The organism is Ruegeria sp. CDSA241 (assembly GCF_059611265.1).
Genome location: NZ_JBXWPF010000025.1, coordinates 20696 through 40026, shown reverse-complemented (window position 1 = coordinate 40026; position 19331 = coordinate 20696). Strand labels below are relative to the sequence as shown.

The following is a 19331-nucleotide window of genomic DNA, read 5'->3' as shown; positions in this document are numbered from 1 at the left end:
TTGCCCAGTCCCGCCAAGGCCGAATTTATCCTAGCGCCCGCCTGGTGAAAGAGGCATCTGGCGGTTCACATCTTTGTATAGCAGATATCGGAACCGCCCGGGACCGCCCGCATAACAGGCCTGAGGGCAAAAGGCCCGCAGCCACATAAAGTCTCCGGCTTCGACCTCGACCCAGTCCTGATTCAGCCGGTAGACGGCTTTTCCTTCCAGCACGTACAGCCCGTGCTCCATCACATGCGTTTCGGCAAATGGGATCACGCCACCGGGTTCAAAAGTCACGATGTTGACATGCATATCGTGGCGCAGGTCTTGCGGATCCGCGAAACGTGTTGTGGCCCAGCGACCCTCGGTGCCCGGCATTTCGTTCGGGGCGACCTCTTGTTCATTGGTGATGATCGGGTCCGGCTTGGGCAGGCCGGGCACTGCCTCATAAGCCTTTCGAACCCAATGAAACCGCGCTGGCTGCTCCGTATGGTTGCGCAACGCCCATTTGGAACCAGCTGGGATATAGGCATATCCACCAGTTTCCAAAACGTGAACACTTCCCTCAAGCGTCAATGTGACCGCCCCTTCGACAACGAACAAGACCGCCTGCGCTGCGGGGTCCGTTTCGGGCGTATCGCTACCGCCACCGGGTTGGACCTCCATGATGTATTGCGAAAAGGTTTCGGCGAACCCGCTAAGGGGGCGTGCCAGAACCCACAGGCGGGTGTCTTCCCAGAAGGGCAGATAGCTGGTGACGATGTCGCGCATCGTACCCTTGGGTATAACGGCATAGGCCTCGGTGAACATGGCGCGATCAGTTAACAGGGTGTCCTGTCCGGGGTGTCCGCCATGGGGCGCATAATAAGTCGGGTGTGCCATCAAATGCCTCTGGTTCGTGTTTCGTGCACTATGCGAGGGACGCTCGGCATGGCCTAGCGTCAGAGTTGCAATAGGTTTCTTCGGGATAATTTGAAGGTTGCAGACTAGGGCTTGGCCCTGTGCCTTCGCGGGTATATCCTTGAATGTAAATTGGTTGCAGAATTGCGAGGCGGTATGAGAATTTGGGGATCACTATTAGTTGCAGGTGTTCTGGTGCTGAGCATTGGTGTTGCCGGCAGCGCGAAACCGCTGTCTCGCATCATCGCAGAGTCGGGGTTGAACCCGGATGATTTCACATTGCTGAGTGCAACCACAGACACCATGCTGGGCAGTGGTTTGCCGCAGGTTGGTGCCGAAAGTGAATGGATCAGCACCGAGACCGGGGCCAAGGGCACCGTCCGTGTGCGCGAGGTCCGCGATAATTGCGTGCATCTGCAGCATTTTATCCGACCTCCGAGTTCCGAGCAGACCCGTGAGATCAGAACCCGCAGGTGCCAGGATGCCAATGGTAACTGGATTTTCACACCCTAATTGGGTTGCTACACCCGCGCGCGACGCAGGTTATTGACGGCTATACGGTCGCCAGTCTCCGGTTACTGCACCCGTTTAATCTCATATGGGGTGGGTGACGTCCCGTCACCCAACTGGACATCATGACGGTGGCTAAGTCATTCTCGGCCCAAAGGTAATGCCCGCGTGTCGGGGCGGAGGAGAAAACTCATGAACATGTCATTCGGCCTGCGCGAGGAAAACCGCGAACTGCTGACCCGCGTAACAGAGATGATCCGAAATGAAGTCATGCCGCTGGAAGAAGAGTTCCATGCTGAAATCAACAAAGGTGACCGCTGGCAATATACCGACCGGCAGGCGGATATCCTTGAAGGGTTGAAAGCCAAGGCCAAGGCGGCGGGATTGTGGAACTTCTGGCTGACCGACAGTGAAAAAGGGCTGGGTTTGACAACTGTGGAATACGCCTTTTTTGCTGAAGAAATGGGAAAGACCCCGCTGGGTGCCGAAATCTTCAACTGTTCAGCCCCAGATACGGGCAACATGGAAGTATTCGAGCGGTACGGGTCCGAAAAGATGAAGCAAGAGTGGCTCAAGCCGCTGCTCGATGGGCAAATCCGTTCGGCCTATCTTATGACCGAACCGGATGTCGCCTCGTCTGATGCCACCAATGTTTCGATGTCCTGTGTGCTGGACGGCGATTCCTACGTTCTGAATGGCGAGAAATGGTGGGCCTCAGGCGCCGGTGATCCGCGGTGCAAGGTCTATATCGTAATGGTCCGAACTGGCGGTGATGACCTGCCTGTTCACAAACGCCAGTCGATGATCGTGGTGCCGGCGGGAACGCCGGAGATCGAAGTGCTGCGCCCGATGGAAGTCTACGGCCATGATGATGCGCCGCACGGGCATATGCATATTCGCTTTACCAATGTCCGGGTGCCTGCCGAGAATATCCTGCTGGGCGAAGGGCGTGGGTTCGAGATCGCTCAGGGTCGATTGGGGCCGGGACGTATTCACCACTGTATGCGTGCTATTGGACAGGCAGAGATGGCCCTGGAGCAGATGTGCAAACGGTCGCTGCAACGCGAAGCATTTGGCAAGAAGCTGGCGCAGCTTGGGGCGAATTTCGATATCATAGCCGAATGCCGGATGGAGATCGAAATGGCCCGGCTACTTTGCCTCAAGGCTGCTTGGTACATGGATCAGGGCGATGCGCGCGCGGCGGCCCCGTGGATCAGCCAGATCAAGGTCGTGGCCCCGCGGGTCGCATTGAAGGTGATTGATGAGGCGGTGCAGATGTATGGCGGGCAAGGGGTAAGTCAGGACACGCCGCTGGCGACCGCGTGGACGCATGTACGGACCCTGCGGCTGGCCGATGGGCCGGACGCGGTGCATCGTCGTCAGGTCGCACGGACCGAGCTGAAAAAGCATACACAGGAAAAGGTCTGAGGTCCCAAGTGGATTTGAAATCTGACATGTCCAGGTTGCCTTATTTCAGACTTCGCGCGGATGGGGATTTTGTCGGCAATGACCCGGCGCGGGGTCCGTGGTCTGCCGAACATTGCCATGCTGGTCCGGTCAGCGGTCTGATCGTGCGCGCCGCGGAATCTGAAATTGGTCCCGGTAAGATGCTGACCCGGCTGACGGTCGATCTGCTGCGCCCGCTGCCCCTGTCCGGGTTGCGGGTTGCGGCCGAGACGACGCGGCACACCAGAACGCTAGCGACCACTCGGGTTACTGTGCACGATCTGGACAACACTTTATGCGCCGTAGCCACAACTATGCACCTTGCCCGCCGCGATCTTGGCCAGGTTCCCAATGTCGCTCTCTCATCTCCGCAACTGGCGGACACGGTGGACGGCCCATTTCCCATCGGCGAAATTCGGCACGATCTTCCGGGGTTCGCGACCTATTCCGATGTCCTCTATCCCAAGGGTGGAAATCAGGGCGTCGGTCCCAAAACGATCTGGATGCGCACGCCTCCGCTGCTTGGGGACGAGGTGCAATCTCCGATTCAGGCGCTGTGTCCACTGGCTGATTGCGGCAATGGCATTTCGTGGAATGCCCCCACAACCGAGATGGGGTTCATGAATACCGATCTGACGGTTCAAGTGCACCGCGAGCCGGTCTCGGATTGGCTGGCCTCCGAGTCTGTCTGCCATTGGCAACCCTCGGGTATCGGCATGTCGCAATCGGTTTTGTATGACACCCAAGGGCCGGTTGGAACAGCCCTGCAGACCCTTGTGTTGTTCCCACCTGCCTGAGCCATCGGCCAGCTTCTGCGCGCCCGGCCCAAATGGGATTGCCGGGCGCAGGCCGACACCCTATCTTTCGCCCATGCGCTGGCTTGTGACCCTAGTGACCTGCTGTTTGCCGATCCCGGCGATGACGCACCCGCATGTCTTTATCGACACGGGGCTGGAATTCGTCGTGGACGCTTCGGGGCAGCTGACCCATGTCCGTGTGACCTGGGCCTATGACGAGTTTTACTCTTTGCTTGTCCTCGAGGACATGAAGCTGGATCAGGATGGCGACGGTATCCTCAGCAAAAGTGAACAGGATCATCTGTCCGGGTTCGATGCACAGTGGGATCAAGGCTATAACGGTGATCTGGTCGTCTGGTCCGAGTCTGAGGTATTGCCGCTTTCTGGCCCACTGGAGCCGAAAGCATTGATGGAGGACGGGCGCATCGTGACCTCGCATCTGCGCAGTGTCGAAGGTGGGCCTGTACCGGCCACCGCCTTATCGGCGAAGGCGTTTGATGAGACATATTATACCGCATATGACCTGACGCGCCCGGTGACGGTTTCGGGGAGTAAGACCTGCCAGATTGACCGCGTCGAGCCGGATGTCGACGGACAGCTTGCCCAAATGCAGGCGTTTCTGCTGACGCTGGATGCCAATTACGACCTTGAGGAAAATGACATCCCGATGGTGGGCGAAAACTTTGCAACCGAGATCCGAATTTCATGTCCAAATACCTGATTGTCCCGTTTGTTCTGGCGGTCGGAGTTCTGCTCTGGTTCTGGTTCAGCGGCGGGTTTGACCAACTTGCGGCATGGGCTGCCGGTGAACAGCGTGCATTTCAGAACCAGATTGCGCGGTCTCTGCGCGCTGCCCGCGCCGAACAACCTCAGGCGGTCATGACTTTGTTGACGGTGTGCTTCGCTTACGGGTTCTTCCACGCCATCGGTCCTGGGCATGGCAAAGTCCTGATCGGTGGCTATGGGCTTGGCCGGCGTGTGGCGTTCTGGCGGCTTTCAGCGATCAGTGTGTTGTCCAGCCTTGGACAGGCCGTAACCGCGATTGTTCTGGTCTATGCCGGTGTGCTGGTGTTCCAGATGTCTCGGGAAAGACTGGTCGACACAACGGAGCAAATCATGGCCCCAGTCAGCTATGGGGCGATCACTGCGATCGGGCTTTGGCTAGTGTTTCGCGCCTTGCGCAGCTTTGCCAAACGCAGCCGGGATCACGGTGCAAATCATCATCACCACGACCACGAAACCTGTTCGGATTGCGGCCACCGGCATGGTCCGTCCGCGGATGAGGTGGCGCAGGTCGGTAGCCTGCGCGAGGCGGCGTTGCTGATCGCTGGAATCGCCGCACGCCCCTGTACCGGGGCGCTGTTTGTGTTGATCCTGACCTGGCAGATGGGCATCGCCATCGTTGGCATCGCCGGGGCGTTCTGCATGGCGCTGGGCACTGCGACTGTCACCACTCTGGTCGGGTGGACCTCATTCGGTCTGCGCGGGGGGATGCTGGCCTCGGCCTCAGCGACGCGGTTTGCACAGGTGCTGGCCCCAACCATCGAACTGGTCGCCGGGTTGCTGATTGCGGTGATAGCTGGTGGCCTTTTACTGCGCGCGCTTTAGTCGAACACCGGGTTCGGATAGCCGACCCGCGCAAGATACAGCCCCTGTGGCGGGCAAACCGGCCCGCAGGCGGCGCGATTCTCAGCGTGCAGCGCTTCGCGCACATCTTCGGGCGTCCAGGACCCGGCGCCGACACGTTCCAGCGTGCCGACAAAGCTGCGCACCTGATTGTGCAGGAACGACCGTGCCCGGACGTGGAAATGAACCTCGGGGCCTGAAAAGCCCTGCACCTGTTCCACCCGCAACTCAACCAGCGTCTTGACCGGGCTGGCCGCCTGACAGATCGTGGACCGGAACGTGGTGAAATCATGCCGTCCGATCAGCATGTCCGCCGCGGCCTGCATCGCATCAATATCCAACGGGTGACTGACTTGCCAAACCTGCCCCGCGTCATGGGTTGCAGGCGCGCGGCGCATCAGGATGCGAAACAGATATTGCCGTTCAAGCGCCGAGAACCGTGCATGCCAGTCATCGTCCACCCGTGCGGCTTTCACGATGGCCACTGGTTGCGGCTTGAGGTGATAGTTCAACGCTTCGGACAGTCGGAAAGGGTCCCATTCCTTGATCAGGTCGCAATGGGCGACCTGTCCTAGCGCGTGGACACCGGCATCGGTGCGACCCGCCGCAGCGATCGTGTGGTCCCCGGGTTGTATCCGCGACAATGCCTCTTCGATCGCCCCCTGAACCGAGGGCTGATCTTTCTGCCTTTGCCACCCGGCAAACGGCTTTCCGTGATATTCGACTTTCAACGCGTATCTGGGCATGGGCCGCTGGTACCGTGCTGCGCGGCGGCGGGCAAGGGGCCGGAAAGCGCTGGCATGTCGGACGGTGGCTACCTATCTTGAGCGAAACGATAAAAGCGGGGCGACGGCTTGGTCATCTCATCTATGGCAGACAGTCTTGTGCGCGGCATGGAATCCGTGGGCGACAGCGTTTCCGAAGCTCTGTTCGAGCCGGTCATCCGCCTTGGTGTCACCGGGTTGGCGCGTTCGGGCAAAACGGTGTTCATCACCTCGCTTGTTGCAAATCTGCTGGACCGTGGGCGAATGCCGGGCCTTGTTGCGCAGCATGAGGGACGGATCAACGCAGCTTACCTTCAGCCGCAGCCGGATGATACCGTGCCCCGGTTCGACTATGAAAACCATCTTGCTGCGCTGACCGGGACAAACCCGCATTGGCCCGAAAGCACCCGCGCCGTGTCCGAGTTGCGCCTGTCGTTCAAGGTTCGCCCTGCCGGTCTGCTGTCTGGCCTGAAGGGGCCGCGAACCGTGCATCTGGATATTGTAGATTATCCGGGCGAATGGTTGCTGGACTTGGCCCTGCTGGACAAATCATATGACGACTGGTCAACCGAAACGCTGAACCGCATCACAGAGCGGGCCGAGGCACAAGAGTTTCTGGCGCAGGCCAAAGCGGTCGCGCCAGAGGCAAAACATGATGAGCCGGTGGCGCAATCTTTGGCGCAGGCGTTCTCGGGCTATCTGAACACGGCGCGCGATGCCGGGTTTTACGATTGTACGCCGGGGCGGTTCTTGTTGCCGGGTGATCTGGCGGGATCACCGGTTCTGACCTTCGCGCCGCTGCCAGTCGAAGGGGTCGCCACCCGTAACAGCCTGCACCGCGAAATGGCGCGGCGCTACGAAGCCTATAAATTGCGCGTGGTCAAACCGTTCTTTCGCGAACATTTTGCCCGGATCGATCGACAAGTTGTTCTGGTCGACGCGCTGGGTGCGATTCACAAAGGGCCGAAAGCGGTTGAGGATATGCGCCTGGCGATGGGAGATATCCTGTCGGCCTTCCGTCCGGGGCGCAACGCGTGGCTCAGCCAGTATCTTCTGGGCAAACGGGTCGAGCGCATTTTGTTTGCCGCCACCAAGGCCGATCATTTGCACCACCTGCAGCATCCACGTCTGACCAGCATCATGGAGGCGTTGACACGCGACGCCCGTGACCGCGCCAGTTTTGCCGGGGCCGAGACCTCGGCTGTGTCACTGGCGGCTTTGCGGGCAACAACCGAAGAGATGCGAACCCATGAAGGAGTGCCGCTTGCCTGCGTGCGGGGCACTTTGCTTGATGGCAAGCAGGCGGCCTTCTACCCCGGTGAGTTGCCCGAAGACCCGGCTCATTTGTTGGGGGCAGCCCGCAGCGGAGCAGAAAGCTGGCTGGGCGAAGACTATGGGTTCATGAGTTTTGCGCCTGCGAACCTGACCCTGCGATCGGGTGACGGCCCGCCCCATATCCGGCTTGATCGCGCGGCCCAGTTCCTGATCGGAGACCGGCTATGACCGTAACGCTCCGCCCTGCGCGCAGCACGGATGCTGGCGCGACGGGGAAAATCCTGCATGGTTTTGCTTGTGAAAATGAGTGGATGCCAGAGCTGCATTCCTGTGCCGAAACCATCGCCTTTTGCGGCGTGATGATTGATCGCGACTGGATCACCGTTGCTGAAAACGAGGATGGTGTAGTTGGTTTTCTGGCATTGAATGGTTCAGAGGTCCATTCGCTTTACCTGCGTGCGTCAGCGCGCAATCAGGGCATCGGGCAGCGCCTGTTGGATCAGGCGAAATCTGGCCGACAAAAGCTGTCCCTGTTCGCCTTTCAGGCCAACCATGGCGCGCGAAGATTCTACGAGCGCAACGGATTTGCAGAGATTGCCCGCGGTGACGGGGCCGATAATGACGAAAACCTGCCGGACATCAAATTTGTCTGGAACAGAGAAAGGGCTTCTGATGGCTAAGGGTCCAGTTCTGATCGATCTTGATCCCGAGGAACCTGTTGCGGATGTCGCTTTGGCACCGCCCGTTCCGGATGCGGGCGAACCACAGGGGAAGGCGATGCAGGCCGCCGCGCGTCTGGCTGCACGGAAACCGTCGGCCCTGTCACGCTGGTTCTGGGGACTGGCGGCGGCGGTCATCGGCGCGGTTGTCTCGGTGGCGGCATGGGATTTTGTGACCGCTTTGCTGTTGCGCGCGCCGGTTTTGGGATGGGTCGTAACTGGCCTGATTGGCGCGTTGCTGCTGGTTGCCCTGATCATCGCTTTGCGAGAACTTGCCGCGATCGGGCGGCTTTCGCGTGTTGATGGAATCCGTCGCGCCGCAGACACCGCGTTGGCAGAGGCGGATCTGACGCAAGCCCGCGCCGTAACCAACCGGTTGTTGGCATTTTACAACGGGCGCGAGGACGTTCGATGGGGCCGCGATAGGCTGGCCGAACGTATCGCCGAGCCTTTCGATGCCTCGGATCTGATGGCTCTGGCCGAGGACGAGCTGCTGGCCCCTCTGGATGCCGCTGCCAGTCGAGAAGTCGAGGCCGCAGCGCGTCAGGTCGCGACGGTGACCGCTCTGGTTCCTTTGGCTCTTGCGGATGTGGCGACGGCTTTGGCAGCCTCGTTGCGAATGATCCGGCGCATAGCTGAGATCTATGGTGGAAGGGCCGGTTTTCTGGGCAGCTGGCGCCTGACCCGGGCGGTCTTTGTGCATCTGGTCGCAACCGGCGCGGTGGCAATGGGCGACGACTTGCTTGAACCGGTGCTGGGTGGGTCTGTCCTGAGCAAACTGTCGCGGCGGTTTGGCGAAGGCCTGGTTAACGGGGCGCTTAGCGCGCGCGTCGGCGTGGCCGCGATGGAGGTCTGCCGTCCTTTACCGTTCTCGGACCGTCACAAGCCCTCGACCCGGTCGATGATCAAGCGTGCGCTGGCGGGGCTGTTTTCGAAAACTTGACCTGAGACAAAGCGTTCCTGCCAGCCGCGCATCATAACAAAGCAGGAGGCACCCATGACAGACCATGGACACAGCCAGCAAGAAATCGCGGCACGTATCAACGCGCCGCCGGGGCGTGGCGTTTTGCGTGATGTGGTTTACGGCGGGATCGATGGATCAGTCACCACTTTTGCCATCGTTGCGGGCGTTGCCGGGGCGGGGCTGTCACCGTTCATCATCATAGCGTTGGGGCTGGCCAATGTGCTGGCTGACGGGTTTTCGATGGCGGCGGGAAATTACTCGGGCACCAAGGCTGAACTGGATAACATCCGGCGCATTCGCGCGATCGAGGAGCGTCATATACATCTTTACCCCGATGGTGAACGGAACGAGGTGCGCGAGATTTTAGCCCAGAAAGGACTGTCGGGCCGTGTGCTGGACGAAGCCACCGATGCGATCACGGAAAACCATGACAACTGGATCGACCTGATGATCGAGGGAGAATATGGCCTGGGCAGCGTCGATCCGCATCCGCGCAAAGCTGCGGTGGCGACGTTTTTTGCCTTTCTTGTGGCCGGCATGGTTCCGCTTTTGCCGTTTCTGTTTTCGGTGGACCGGGCATTTGCTGCTTCGGCCTGGATGACGATGGGTGTTTTCTTTGCAATTGGTGCCCTCAAAAGCCGCTGGTCGCTGGCTCCGTGGTGGCGGTCAGGGATCGAAACGCTGCTGATTGGTGGGGCCGCTGCCGCAATCGCCTATTTCGTCGGTTCACTGTTTCACCCCTAGCGGTCGGAATTGTCGCAGTTTGCCCGGTGCCGCAGACGGCTGCCGCTCGACCCGCTAGGTTGGGGCGCAACTTCAGCAGGTTAGGTGCCCGATGCAAGGTTCTGGGAAAAATATACTTGTTCTAGGCGCTTATGGGTTTATCGGCGCGGCGATGATGCGGTCTCTTTCGGATCGAGGTGCCAATGTATGCGGCCTTGTGCGCGATACAAACCTGGGTGAGAAAATCCTGCCTGGGATGTCTTTGGCTCAGGGAGATTTGCGCCAGCTCACGAACCCACACGATTGGCGGGAAATTCTGTCAGGTTTTGATTGTATCGTGAACTGCGCCGGGGCGTTGCAGGACGGACCAAAGGACGATCTTGAGGCGGTGCATCACACTGCGATTGCCGCCCTCGGGCAGGCCTGCGCCGCGCGCGAGATTGCTTTGGTTCAGATTTCTGCAACCGGAAGCAGCCCAGAGGCAGACACGGAATTCATGCGCACCAAAGCCTCCGGGGATGCCGCCTTGCAGGCCAGTGGTGTGCCGCTGTGGATTCTAAGGCCGGGCCTTGTGATCGGACAGACTGACTATGGTGGAACGACCTTGTTGCGCATGCTGGCCGCAATTCCGCTTGTGCAACCGATCGCCTATCCGCAGACGCTGGTTCAATGTGTTGGAATGGCCGATTTGTGCAGCGCCGTGGCGGCGGCCGTTGATGAGACGTTGCCACAGGGTACCTATGATCTGGTCGAGGATCAGGCTCATTCGCTGTCCGAGGTTCTGGACGAAACCCGCCATTGGATGGGGTTCCCGAAGGCACGTGTTCGGATAACGGCACCGGCTGTGGTTGCTAAGTTCGCCGCCGGTTGCGCCGATCAACTTGGGCGCTTGGGGTGGCGTTCGCCCCTTCGCAGCAACGCAATGACGGTCATGGCTACCGGAGTTCTTGGCGACCCGGCCCCTTTTCGCAGGGTGACAGGCGAATCCATGGGTTCGATGCCCGAGATTTATCGCAGCATGGCCTGTTCCCGCGAACACAGGTTGGCTGCACGGATGTCGTTGCTGATGCCGTTGACGGTTGCGGTGCTCAGCCTTTTCTGGGTTCTCTCAGGTGTTTTCGGATTGCTGAGCCTGCCGCAAGCCACACAAGTCCTAACCGTCGCAGGCTGGACCAGTGGTGCCGCTGTGGCCAGCGTGCTGTTCTGGTCATGTGTCGATATCTTTCTGGGGCTTGCGATCCTTTGGCGACCATGGGCAGAACGCGCCTGCATCGCTCAACTTTGTGTGGCGGTTTTCTACCTATTGGCGGCCTCAATTACGGCTCCTGTCTTGTGGCTCGACCCGCTTGGACCGCTTGTTAAGGTCATGCCCGCGATCATGTTGTCTCTGGTCGCACTGCCAATGGTGAAAAGCCGATGATGGACCCGGATCTGATCTTGCGCTGGTTTCATGTGATCGGGGCCTGCGTCTTGTTGGGAACCGGGGCCGGAATCGCATTCTTCATGCTGATGGCCCATCGGTCACGCGACCCGCGTTTCATCGCCCAGACGGCGGCAATCGTAGTGCTGGCCGATATGCTGTTCACCACAACCGCCGTTGTTTTGCAGCCAATTTCAGGTGGCTTGCTGGCCTTCAGATTGGGCTGGTCACTGGTCGAAGGGTGGGTGCTGCTGTCACTATTGCTGTATGTCCTGACCGGGGTCTTCTGGCTGCCGGTCGTCTGGATGCAGATAAAGATGCGGAACTTCGCGCAAGAGGCGGCAGATCGCGATGCTGCTTTGCCGCGTTCGTATTTCATATTGTTCCGGCTTTGGTTTGCATGTGGGATCCCCGCATTTCTGGCCGTTTTGGCCATAGTCTGGCTGATGGTTTCCCGCCCTTCAATAGACCTGTTTTGATTTCAGGCCGTGTCGCGGTATGCAGGACGGTATTCCGGACTGTTTCTACCTGATGCATCAGGTTAGCCTGCAGAGAACTTGATAGGAGAAACAGGTTGGAATCCCTTCTGGTCCTTCTTGCGTTGGTTGCGCTGGCTATTCCTTTGACCATTGTGCTGCTGCTTGTCAGTCAGGTTCGGTTGCGGCGGCGGGTCGTCCAGTTAGAGGCGGACATCCTGTCACTGAAACATGGCACCAATACTGAACCAGAACTCGCGACAGAGCCCGAGTCCAAGGCGCAGACAATTCCGGCCAAAGCGCCTCCAGTGTGGCCGATAGCCGACCAACCTGAGACCGAACAGCCAATCCCCCCGCAATCTCCTCAAGAAGCACTGGTTTTCAGCTCTGACCGTTTCGCGTTGCTGCAGGAATGGCTGCAGGAAAACTGGTTCTATGTCGTTTCGGCACTGTCGCTGGCACTGGCGGGAATTTTTTTGGTGCAATACGGCGTCGAGAACGGGTTACTGCCGCCGTCGGCACGTGTCGTTGCCGCATTGCTGTTTGGCGCGGCGCTGATTGTCAGCGGAGAGGTCATTCGCAGGCGCTATGGCGATGGCGTGGACTCCGCGAGCGCCTATTTGCCTTCGGTGTTCTCAGGCGCGGGGCTGGTCACACTGTTTGGCGGTGTTCTGGCGGCGCGGCAACTATATGGCTTGATCGGCCCTGAATTTGCGCTTGTCGCCATGATTGGAGTTGCATCTGTCGGGTTGGTTTTGGGTTGGTTCCATGGTCCGCTATTGGCAGCTGTCGGACTGACAGGTGCCTTTGCCTCCCCGTTCTTGGTCGGTGGCTCTTCGGATGATCCGACCTGGTTATATGGCTACTTCCTAACCATAACGGTTCTGGGCCTGGGCATAGACACCGTCCGCCGATGGGCGTGGATTTCGGTTCTGACACTGGTCGGAGGTTATTCTTCGTGTCTGCTGCTGGTCCTGTCGGAACCGATGACAGAGCCGGGCTATCTGACCTGCATCACCGCCTTTGCGCTCATCACTATTGCGATTCCGGTCCGGCGAATTTGGCCAGATCACACCGGCCCGATGGTCAGCGAAATGATCCGACGCCAAAGCGGCGAGGCATGGCCCGAGTTTCCGACGCGTCTGGCATTTGGTGCGGTTGCGGTCAGCTCGGCCATCCTGGCGCTGCACTGGCCGGATTCTGCCGGTGAGTTCTGGTTGAGCCTGACGCTTTTGGCTGGTCTGACCTTTGCGATGACCGTTTGGACAAGCGGGGCGAGGGCGCTTCAGGACATCAGTGTTTTCTCGATTGTTGGCCTTGTCTGGCTCGTATTTCTCCAGGGGTGGGATCGGGGCAAAGTCGCACAGCGTTTTGCTGAGACCTATGCCGAAACCCCCGAGGCGGATTTTCCCTTTGTCGTGACATTGCTTGTGGCACTGGGTGCAGCCCAGTCGGTTGCGGCGGCGTGGCGGTCGATGCAGCAGGGGCGCTATGGCGTGGTCTGGGCGGCTGGGGCGGTTATAACCGCACCGATACTTGCCATCGCGCTTGAAATCGCTTGGCGCCCGGCCGAGGTTTTGGGCGCGTATTTCTGGGGGCTGCACGCAATGGCTCTGGGTGCCTTGATGGTGGTCTTTGCCGAACGCTATGCGCGCGTGGATGGTGAACAACGTATACGTCCTGCGCTGGCCACGTTATCCGCGCTGTCCTGTCTTGCATTTGCCTGTGTCATCGTGCTGAGTTCTGGCGCCTTGACGATTGCGCTGGTTGTGACCGTTGTAGCCGCTGCCGCGCTGGATCGTCGGTTCAACCTGCCTCAGCTCAGTTGGTTTATCTGGGCCGGGGTCTTCACGGTGACTGTGCGGCTGATCCTGAACCCGGGCCTGTACTGGGCCAATACGGTGCCGGTCGGTGAAATGACGTTGGTCTATGGCGCCGCCACCCTTGGATATGTTCTCGCCTGGGGCCTGATCCGGGGATTGAACCGCCCCGTTGCAATCTTGCTACTGGAAAGCGCAGCCTGGGCAACCGCGGGGATATTGCTGTCATTGCTGCTGCTGCGATGGCTGGAAGGGTTCGGTCAAGGCGGGATGGAGGATAGCCATTGGGGGTTGGGCCTGATGGCAGTGATCTGGCTGCTGTTGGCGGCGGCACAGATACGGCGGTTCGATTTGGGCGGGCCGTTGAACTATGTCCGCTATGGGCTGGCGGCGTTCTTTGCCGCCCATGCCCTGTTCCGACTTGCGCAAGCGCTGACCGAGGCAAATCCTGTTCTTTATCTGCACAGTGATCCCGTGTTGGGACCTGCGCTGATGAACACGCTTGCCATAGCCTACCTTCTTCCTGCCGGGGTCCTTGCCATGTCAGCCTGGCGCATTGAACAGATGCCGGTTTGGTTGCGGCAGGGCTGTTTCGGTCTTGCGGGTGCGCTTGCAGCATATTGGTTGGGTGCTTCTATTCGTCATTTCTGGCAGGGTCCCGATGGCATGTATGCCGAGGCTGGGGTCAGCCAACCAGAGCTTTACACCTATACCTTGGCCCTTTTGATTGCAGGTGCGGCGCTGTTTTATCAATCTTTGGCCCGTCGGTCCGACCTGTTGCGCAAAGTGGGGCTGGCTGTGATCGGACTGGCCGTGGCTAAGGTATTTCTGATCGACATCGCCGGGCTGGGCGGCCTGATCCGGGTCTTTTCGCTGCTGGCGCTGGGGCTTGCACTGGCCGGTTTGGCGTGGCTGAATCGTTGGGCAAAGCTGCGCCAATCGCCACAAGGGGCGGAACCTCTGGACCATTAGCTGTCGGCGTCCTATAAGCGCGGCCATGTATGCCCGTCTGGCCATCATTATTCGAATTATTTCCCCGGCGCTCTGACCACTGAGACGCCGGGCAAAGGTGTTTGAGAACTCGCACCGACCGCTTCGATCCCAATACGACCAGATCATCCAAAGGACGCCCCCAATGTGCGCCGACACGACCCAAACACCTGATTACAAAGACACGCTGAACCTGCCGAAAACCGATTTCCCCATGCGCGCAGGCCTGCCCAAGCGCGAACCCGCATGGCTGGAACGCTGGGAAGAGATCGGTGTCTATGACCGCCTGCGTGAAAAACAGGGCCGCACGCCCTTTACCCTGCACGATGGCCCTCCGTATGCGAACGGTCACCTTCATATCGGTCACGCGCTGAACAAGACGATCAAAGACATGATCGTGCGCAGCCATCAGATGATGGGCCACGACGCGCGCTATGTGCCAGGATGGGATTGTCACGGTCTGCCGATCGAATGGAAGATCGAGGAACAGTATCGCAAGAAGGGCAAGAACAAGGACGAGGTGAACGTTGTCGACTTCCGTCAGGAATGCCGCAAGTTCGCCGAGGGCTGGATCGACATCCAGCGTGAAGAGTTCAAGCGTCTGGGCATCACCGGCAACTGGGCCGATCCCTACATCACCATGGACTATCACGCCGAGGCTGTGATCGCGGATGAGTTCATGAAGTTCCTGATGAACGGAACGCTCTATCAGGGGTCCAAGCCAGTCATGTGGTCGCCGGTTGAAAAAACCGCGCTGGCCGAAGCCGAGGTCGAGTATCACGACAAGGAAAGCTTCACCATCTGGGTGAAGTTCAAGGTTGTGAATGCGGGCGATCTGGATGACGCGTTTGTTGTGATCTGGACGACGACACCTTGGACCATGCCCTCGAACAAGGCTGTGGTCTATGGCAAGGACATCTCCTACGGGCTGTACGAAGTCACTGATGCGCCAGAGGAATGCTGGGCTGCTGTTGGCGACAAGTTCCTGCTGGCGGACAATCTGGCCGCTGACGTGCTGGGCCGCGCCCGCTTGAACGACGACCAGTGGACGCGCGTCCGCGACGTGACGACGGATGAGTTGGCCAATGTTCAACTGACCCACCCGCTGGCCGGTGCCGAAGGTGGCAACGGCGAATGGGATGACATCCGCGACTTCCGCGCCGCTGAGTTCGTAACCGATACCGAAGGCACTGGCTTCGTTCACTGCGCGCCGTCGCATGGGATGGAGGAATTCGAGCTGTACCGCGATCTGGGCATGCTCGAGCAGGTCATCACTTATAACGTGATGGATGACGGTTCGTTCCGCGCTGATCTGCCGTTCTTTGGCGGCAAATACATCCTGTCCCGCAAGGGTGGCGAAGGTGACGCGAATAAGGCGGTCATCGACAAGCTGGTAGAGGTCGGCGGGCTGCTGGCGCGCGGAAAGATCAAGCACAGCTATCCGCATTCCTGGCGCTCGAAGGCTCCGATCATCTATCGCAACACGCCGCAATGGTTTGCCTCGGTCGATCGCAAACTGGACGACGGCATGGGCGAAATGGGCGATAGCATCCGCGAACGCGCCCTGCGTTCGATCGACGAGCTGGTGAAATGGACCCCGCAGACCGGCCGCAATCGTCTGTATTCGATGATCGAGGCCCGGCCAGACTGGGTTCTGTCGCGCCAGCGCGCCTGGGGCGTACCGTTGACCAGCTTTACCAAGAAGGGCGCTTTGCCGACCGATCCCGATTTTCTGCTGCGCGACCCTGGCGTGAATGCGCGCGTCAAAGAAGCGTTTGAACAGGACGGAGCCGATTGCTGGTATCTTGACGGCGCGAAAGAGCGCTTCCTGGGTAATGACTATAACCCGGATGACTGGGATCAGGTGTTCGACGTTCTGGATGTTTGGTTCGATTCGGGCTCGACCCATGCCTTTGTGCTGCGCGACCGTGAGGACGGCACCGAGGACGGCATCGCCGATGTATATATGGAAGGCACCGACCAGCATCGTGGGTGGTTCCATTCGTCCATGCTGCAGGCCTGCGGCACCAAGGGCCGCGCGCCCTATCGCAACGTGGTGACCCATGGCTTTACGCTCGATGCCAAGGGCAACAAGATGTCCAAATCGCTGGGAAACACCATCGTGCCCGAAGAGGTCATCAAGCAATACGGTGCCGATATCCTGCGCCTGTGGGTGGCTCAGACCGATTACACCGCTGACCAGCGGATCGGACCTGAAATCCTGAAGGGCACCGCCGACAGCTATCGTCGGTTGCGCAACACCATGCGGTTCATGCTGGGCTCGCTGGCTGATTTTTCTGAGGCCGACCGGGTGGACCCTGCGGATATGCCGCGCCTGGAACGCTGGGTGCTCAGCCGTCTGGCCGATTTGGATGAACAGGTGCGAAAAGGATATGCGTCTTTCGACTTCCAGGGCGTGTTCAGTGCGGTGTTCACCTTTGCAACCGTTGATCTGTCGTCCTTCTATTTCGACGTCCGCAAGGATGCGCTGTATTGCGACGGCGACAATCTGCGCCGTCGTGCCGCGCGCACCGTGCTGGATATACTGTTCCACCGTCTGACCACATGGCTGGCCCCAGTTCTGGTCTTCACTATGGAAGAGGTCTGGCTGGAGCGTTTCCCGGGTGACGACAGCTCGGTCCATCTGGTGGACTTCCCGGATACGCCTGCCGACTGGCGCAATACCGAGCTTGAGGCTGGCATGGCCAAGATCCGCCGGGTCCGCCGCGCTGTGACTGCCGCGCTCGAAGTTCAGAGACAGGATAAGGTCATCGGTTCCAGCCTTGAGGCCGCACCGATCGTGCATGTCGAAGATGGTGAAACCCGCAATCTTCTGGCAACGTTTGACGTCGATGACATGTGCATCACGTCCGGTTTGACCGTCACCGGAGATCCGGCCCCGGCCGAGGCGTTCCGCGTGCCGGAAATCGAGGGCGTGGCCGTGGTGTTCGAAAAGGCTGAGGGTGAGAAATGTCAGCGCTGCTGGAAAATCCTGCCTGATGTGGGGCGCCATGCACATGACGGCGTGTGCGGGCGCTGTAACGACGCGCTGAACTAGTCGACGTTCTGCGGCAGAGGCGGAGTCTTTTGCGAGGCTCTGCCTCGCGCTCCGAGGTATTTTTGGCCAGATGAAGATCCGGATCCGCAGAATTCGGGTTGTGATGCGCGCGGTTTCTGTCAGCCTGTTCGCATGGGAATGATTGCGGTTGAGACCCGTTTCGGGACTTTGGGTGTTGAAGAAACAGATGGCGCGGTGACGCGTCTGATCTGGAATGGCGGCAATCAGGGCGAAGTCACGCCCCTGTTGCAGGAGGCCGCCGCGCAGCTGCGCGCCTATGATCAGGGGCGTTTGGACAGGTTCGATCTGCCTTACCGTATCGAGGGGTCGGAATTCCTGCGTCAGGTTTGCGACCTGATGTTTGCCATTCCGCTGGGCGAAACCAGAACTTATGGTGATCTCGCGAAGGAACTCGGTCAGCCCCCGCAACCTGTGGGGCAGGCCTGTGGCGCCAATCCCATTCCGGTGATTATCCCTTGCCACCGGGTGCTGGCCGCAAACGGGCTGGGCGGGTTTTCAGGTGATGGCGGGATTGAAACCAAAGTCGCGCTGTTGCGCCATGAACGCGCCGCCGGTCTGCTGATCTAGCAAGCGGAATTCTGTTGCAATCCCGCTGGTTGATGCCCAATTTGTTTCAAATAGAGATTTCAAAGGATCGCATGGTATGACCGATCAACCAGACTTGGCAGTTCGTAAAAAGGCCATCATCGACCGCCTTATGTCGCTTGAGGAGCAAGAGCTTGCGACCGCACTGGCGCATTACGACGCTTTCCTGAAAGATTCGCAGCTTGATGACCGGGAAGGGCATGACAAGGATGACATCGCAGCCTCGCGCGAGAATGCCGATCTGGCAGCAGCCTTCGATGCGCCGGTGCATGCGCATCATGCCAAGATCGATGTAATCGAGAATACGGATTTTGATCTGACCGACAGGGTGCAACCGGGTGCGGTGGTCAAGTTCAACAACCGGCGCTTTGTGGTCTGCGTCTCGACCACGCGGTTCGAAGTGGACGGCAAAACCTATATGGGCATCTCAACCCAAAGCCCGATTTACCTGGCGATGGCTGGCCTGCAACAGGGTGATGTGTTCGCCCATAACGGAACCGAGTTCGAGGTGCAGGAGGTCCTGTGACCTTATGCTTTGCGTGGCGGGATCACCTGCTGGGCAATTCCTGCGAACACCAGATACAAGCTGGTGATCACCAGACCCCAATGGGCCCAGCTTTCGGGGTGGAAATCGACCCAGGCAGCCCATCCGGCGAAGAAGGTCCAGGCAAATGCCATCGGCAATGACACATTGCGCCAACGTTCAGTGCGCACCGGGTGGATGAACTTCAATGGCAGGAACATTGCCAGCGAAAGCAGCGTCACCAGCAGCAGGATAACCCAGAAACTGGGCTCGAGCGCGAAGATCACAATGACGAACATGTTCCAGCAGCCCGGAAAGCCGGAAAAGGAATTGTCCTTCGTTTTCATCCGCGTGTCGGCGAAATACATGGCGCTGGCAAAGGTGATGACGATGATGGCGAACCAGCCGGTCCAGCCGTCCATCAAGCCCGATTTGAACAGGGCAAAGGCCGGGATGAACACATAGGTCAGGTAATCAATGATCAGATCCAGAAGCACCCCGTCAAATTCCGGGGCGTTCTTTTTGACGTGATAGTGCCGCGCCAAGGGGCCGTCGATACCGTCCACAATAAACGAGACGACCAGCCACAGATACATCAGGCTCCATTTCTCTTCGACGGCGGCCAGCATGGCGAGCATTGCAAATACGGCGCCGGTCGCGGTGAATAGATGTACGGAAAGAGCTTTGAATCTGTGTGTCATGGTGTCTCTTGAATGATGCACGGGCCAGATG

Annotated in this window: 18 protein-coding genes; 15 read left to right on the top strand and 3 right to left on the bottom strand. The window is 59.2% G+C overall.

Going from position 1 to position 19331, the window contains the following annotated elements; genetic code table 11:
- Positions 1-30 precede the first annotated feature (30 nt).
- On the bottom strand, positions 31-864 hold the full coding sequence (locus AC2FJV_RS18680; RefSeq protein ID WP_496679189.1) for a bifunctional allantoicase/(S)-ureidoglycine aminohydrolase: 834 nt from the start codon (positions 862-864) through the stop codon (positions 31-33).
- 174 nt (positions 865-1038) lie between these two features.
- On the opposite strand from AC2FJV_RS18680, the gene AC2FJV_RS18675 reads away from it, so the two are divergent.
- From AC2FJV_RS18675 to AC2FJV_RS18655, 5 genes are all read left to right on the top strand, one after another.
- The gene (locus AC2FJV_RS18675; protein WP_496694651.1) at positions 1039-1395 is read left to right on the top strand and encodes a hypothetical protein; all 357 of its coding nucleotides are present in this window, start codon (positions 1039-1041) and stop codon (positions 1393-1395) included.
- Positions 1396-1584: 189 nt separating this feature from the next.
- The gene (locus AC2FJV_RS18670; RefSeq protein WP_496714315.1) at positions 1585-2820 is read left to right on the top strand and encodes an acyl-CoA dehydrogenase family protein; all 1236 of its coding nucleotides are present in this window, start codon (positions 1585-1587) and stop codon (positions 2818-2820) included.
- An 8-nt stretch (positions 2821-2828) separates the two neighbouring features.
- A complete protein-coding gene (locus AC2FJV_RS18665; protein WP_496714313.1) occupies positions 2829-3635 on the top strand; it encodes a thioesterase family protein in 807 nt (268 codons plus the stop codon).
- Positions 3636-3708: 73 nt separating this feature from the next.
- A complete protein-coding gene (locus AC2FJV_RS18660) occupies positions 3709-4356 on the top strand; it encodes a DUF1007 family protein (RefSeq protein ID WP_142640130.1) in 648 nt (215 codons plus the stop codon).
- Positions 4341-5243, top strand: a complete 903-nt coding sequence (locus tag AC2FJV_RS18655; protein ID WP_496679194.1) for a nickel/cobalt transporter — start codon at positions 4341-4343, stop codon at positions 5241-5243. Before AC2FJV_RS18660 ends, AC2FJV_RS18655 begins: the two co-directional genes overlap by 16 nt.
- Here the strand turns inward: AC2FJV_RS18655 and truA are convergent.
- A complete protein-coding gene (gene truA / locus AC2FJV_RS18650) occupies positions 5240-6007 on the bottom strand; it encodes a tRNA pseudouridine(38-40) synthase TruA (protein WP_496714311.1) in 768 nt (255 codons plus the stop codon). The two genes, AC2FJV_RS18655 and truA, sit on opposite strands and share 4 nt — an antisense overlap.
- A 108-nt stretch (positions 6008-6115) precedes the next feature.
- Here truA and AC2FJV_RS18645 point away from each other — a divergent pair, with 108 nt between their 5' ends.
- The 10 genes from AC2FJV_RS18645 (at position 6116) to AC2FJV_RS18600 (ending at position 18602) form a co-directional block, all read left to right on the top strand.
- Positions 6116-7528, top strand: coding sequence for a YcjX family GTP-binding protein (locus AC2FJV_RS18645; protein WP_496690482.1), 1413 nt, complete (start codon positions 6116-6118; stop codon positions 7526-7528).
- A complete protein-coding gene (locus AC2FJV_RS18640; protein ID WP_271952301.1) occupies positions 7525-7980 on the top strand; it encodes a GNAT family N-acetyltransferase in 456 nt (151 codons plus the stop codon). The genes AC2FJV_RS18645 and AC2FJV_RS18640 overlap by 4 nt, the downstream gene beginning before the upstream one ends.
- Complete coding sequence (locus tag AC2FJV_RS18635; protein ID WP_142640202.1) at positions 7973-8962, top strand: YcjF family protein; 990 nt, start codon at positions 7973-7975, stop codon at positions 8960-8962. Before AC2FJV_RS18640 ends, AC2FJV_RS18635 begins: the two co-directional genes overlap by 8 nt.
- Positions 8963-9016: 54 nt before the next feature.
- Positions 9017-9727 carry a VIT1/CCC1 transporter family protein gene (locus AC2FJV_RS18630; RefSeq protein WP_281973820.1) on the top strand — a complete coding sequence of 237 codons (711 nt, stop codon included), beginning with the start codon at positions 9017-9019 and terminating at the stop codon, positions 9725-9727.
- Positions 9728-9818: 91 nt separating this feature from the next.
- A complete protein-coding gene (locus tag AC2FJV_RS18625) occupies positions 9819-11126 on the top strand; it encodes an SDR family oxidoreductase (RefSeq protein ID WP_496714309.1) in 1308 nt (435 codons plus the stop codon).
- Positions 11126-11605, top strand: a complete 480-nt coding sequence (locus AC2FJV_RS18620; protein ID WP_496690495.1) for a DUF2269 family protein — start codon at positions 11126-11128, stop codon at positions 11603-11605. Before AC2FJV_RS18625 ends, AC2FJV_RS18620 begins: the two co-directional genes overlap by 1 nt.
- A gap of 95 nt (positions 11606-11700) precedes the next feature.
- Positions 11701-14394 carry a DUF2339 domain-containing protein gene (locus AC2FJV_RS18615; protein WP_496714308.1) on the top strand — a complete coding sequence of 898 codons (2694 nt, stop codon included), beginning with the start codon at positions 11701-11703 and terminating at the stop codon, positions 14392-14394.
- Between the two features lie 163 nt (positions 14395-14557).
- Positions 14558-17470, top strand: a complete 2913-nt coding sequence (ileS, locus tag AC2FJV_RS18610; RefSeq protein ID WP_496714306.1) for an isoleucine--tRNA ligase — start codon at positions 14558-14560, stop codon at positions 17468-17470.
- Between the two features lie 132 nt (positions 17471-17602).
- On the top strand, positions 17603-18058 hold the full coding sequence (locus tag AC2FJV_RS18605; protein ID WP_281973816.1) for a methylated-DNA--[protein]-cysteine S-methyltransferase: 456 nt from the start codon (positions 17603-17605) through the stop codon (positions 18056-18058).
- 76 nt (positions 18059-18134) lie between these two features.
- Positions 18135-18602: a hypothetical protein gene (locus AC2FJV_RS18600; protein WP_496694658.1), complete on the top strand. Its 468-nt coding sequence runs from the start codon at positions 18135-18137 to the stop codon at positions 18600-18602.
- Between the two features lie 2 nt (positions 18603-18604).
- On the opposite strand, the gene AC2FJV_RS18595 is transcribed toward AC2FJV_RS18600, so the two are convergent.
- On the bottom strand, positions 18605-19300 hold the full coding sequence (locus AC2FJV_RS18595) for a CDP-alcohol phosphatidyltransferase family protein (protein ID WP_496694659.1): 696 nt from the start codon (positions 19298-19300) through the stop codon (positions 18605-18607).
- Positions 19301-19331: the final 31 nt, after the last annotated feature.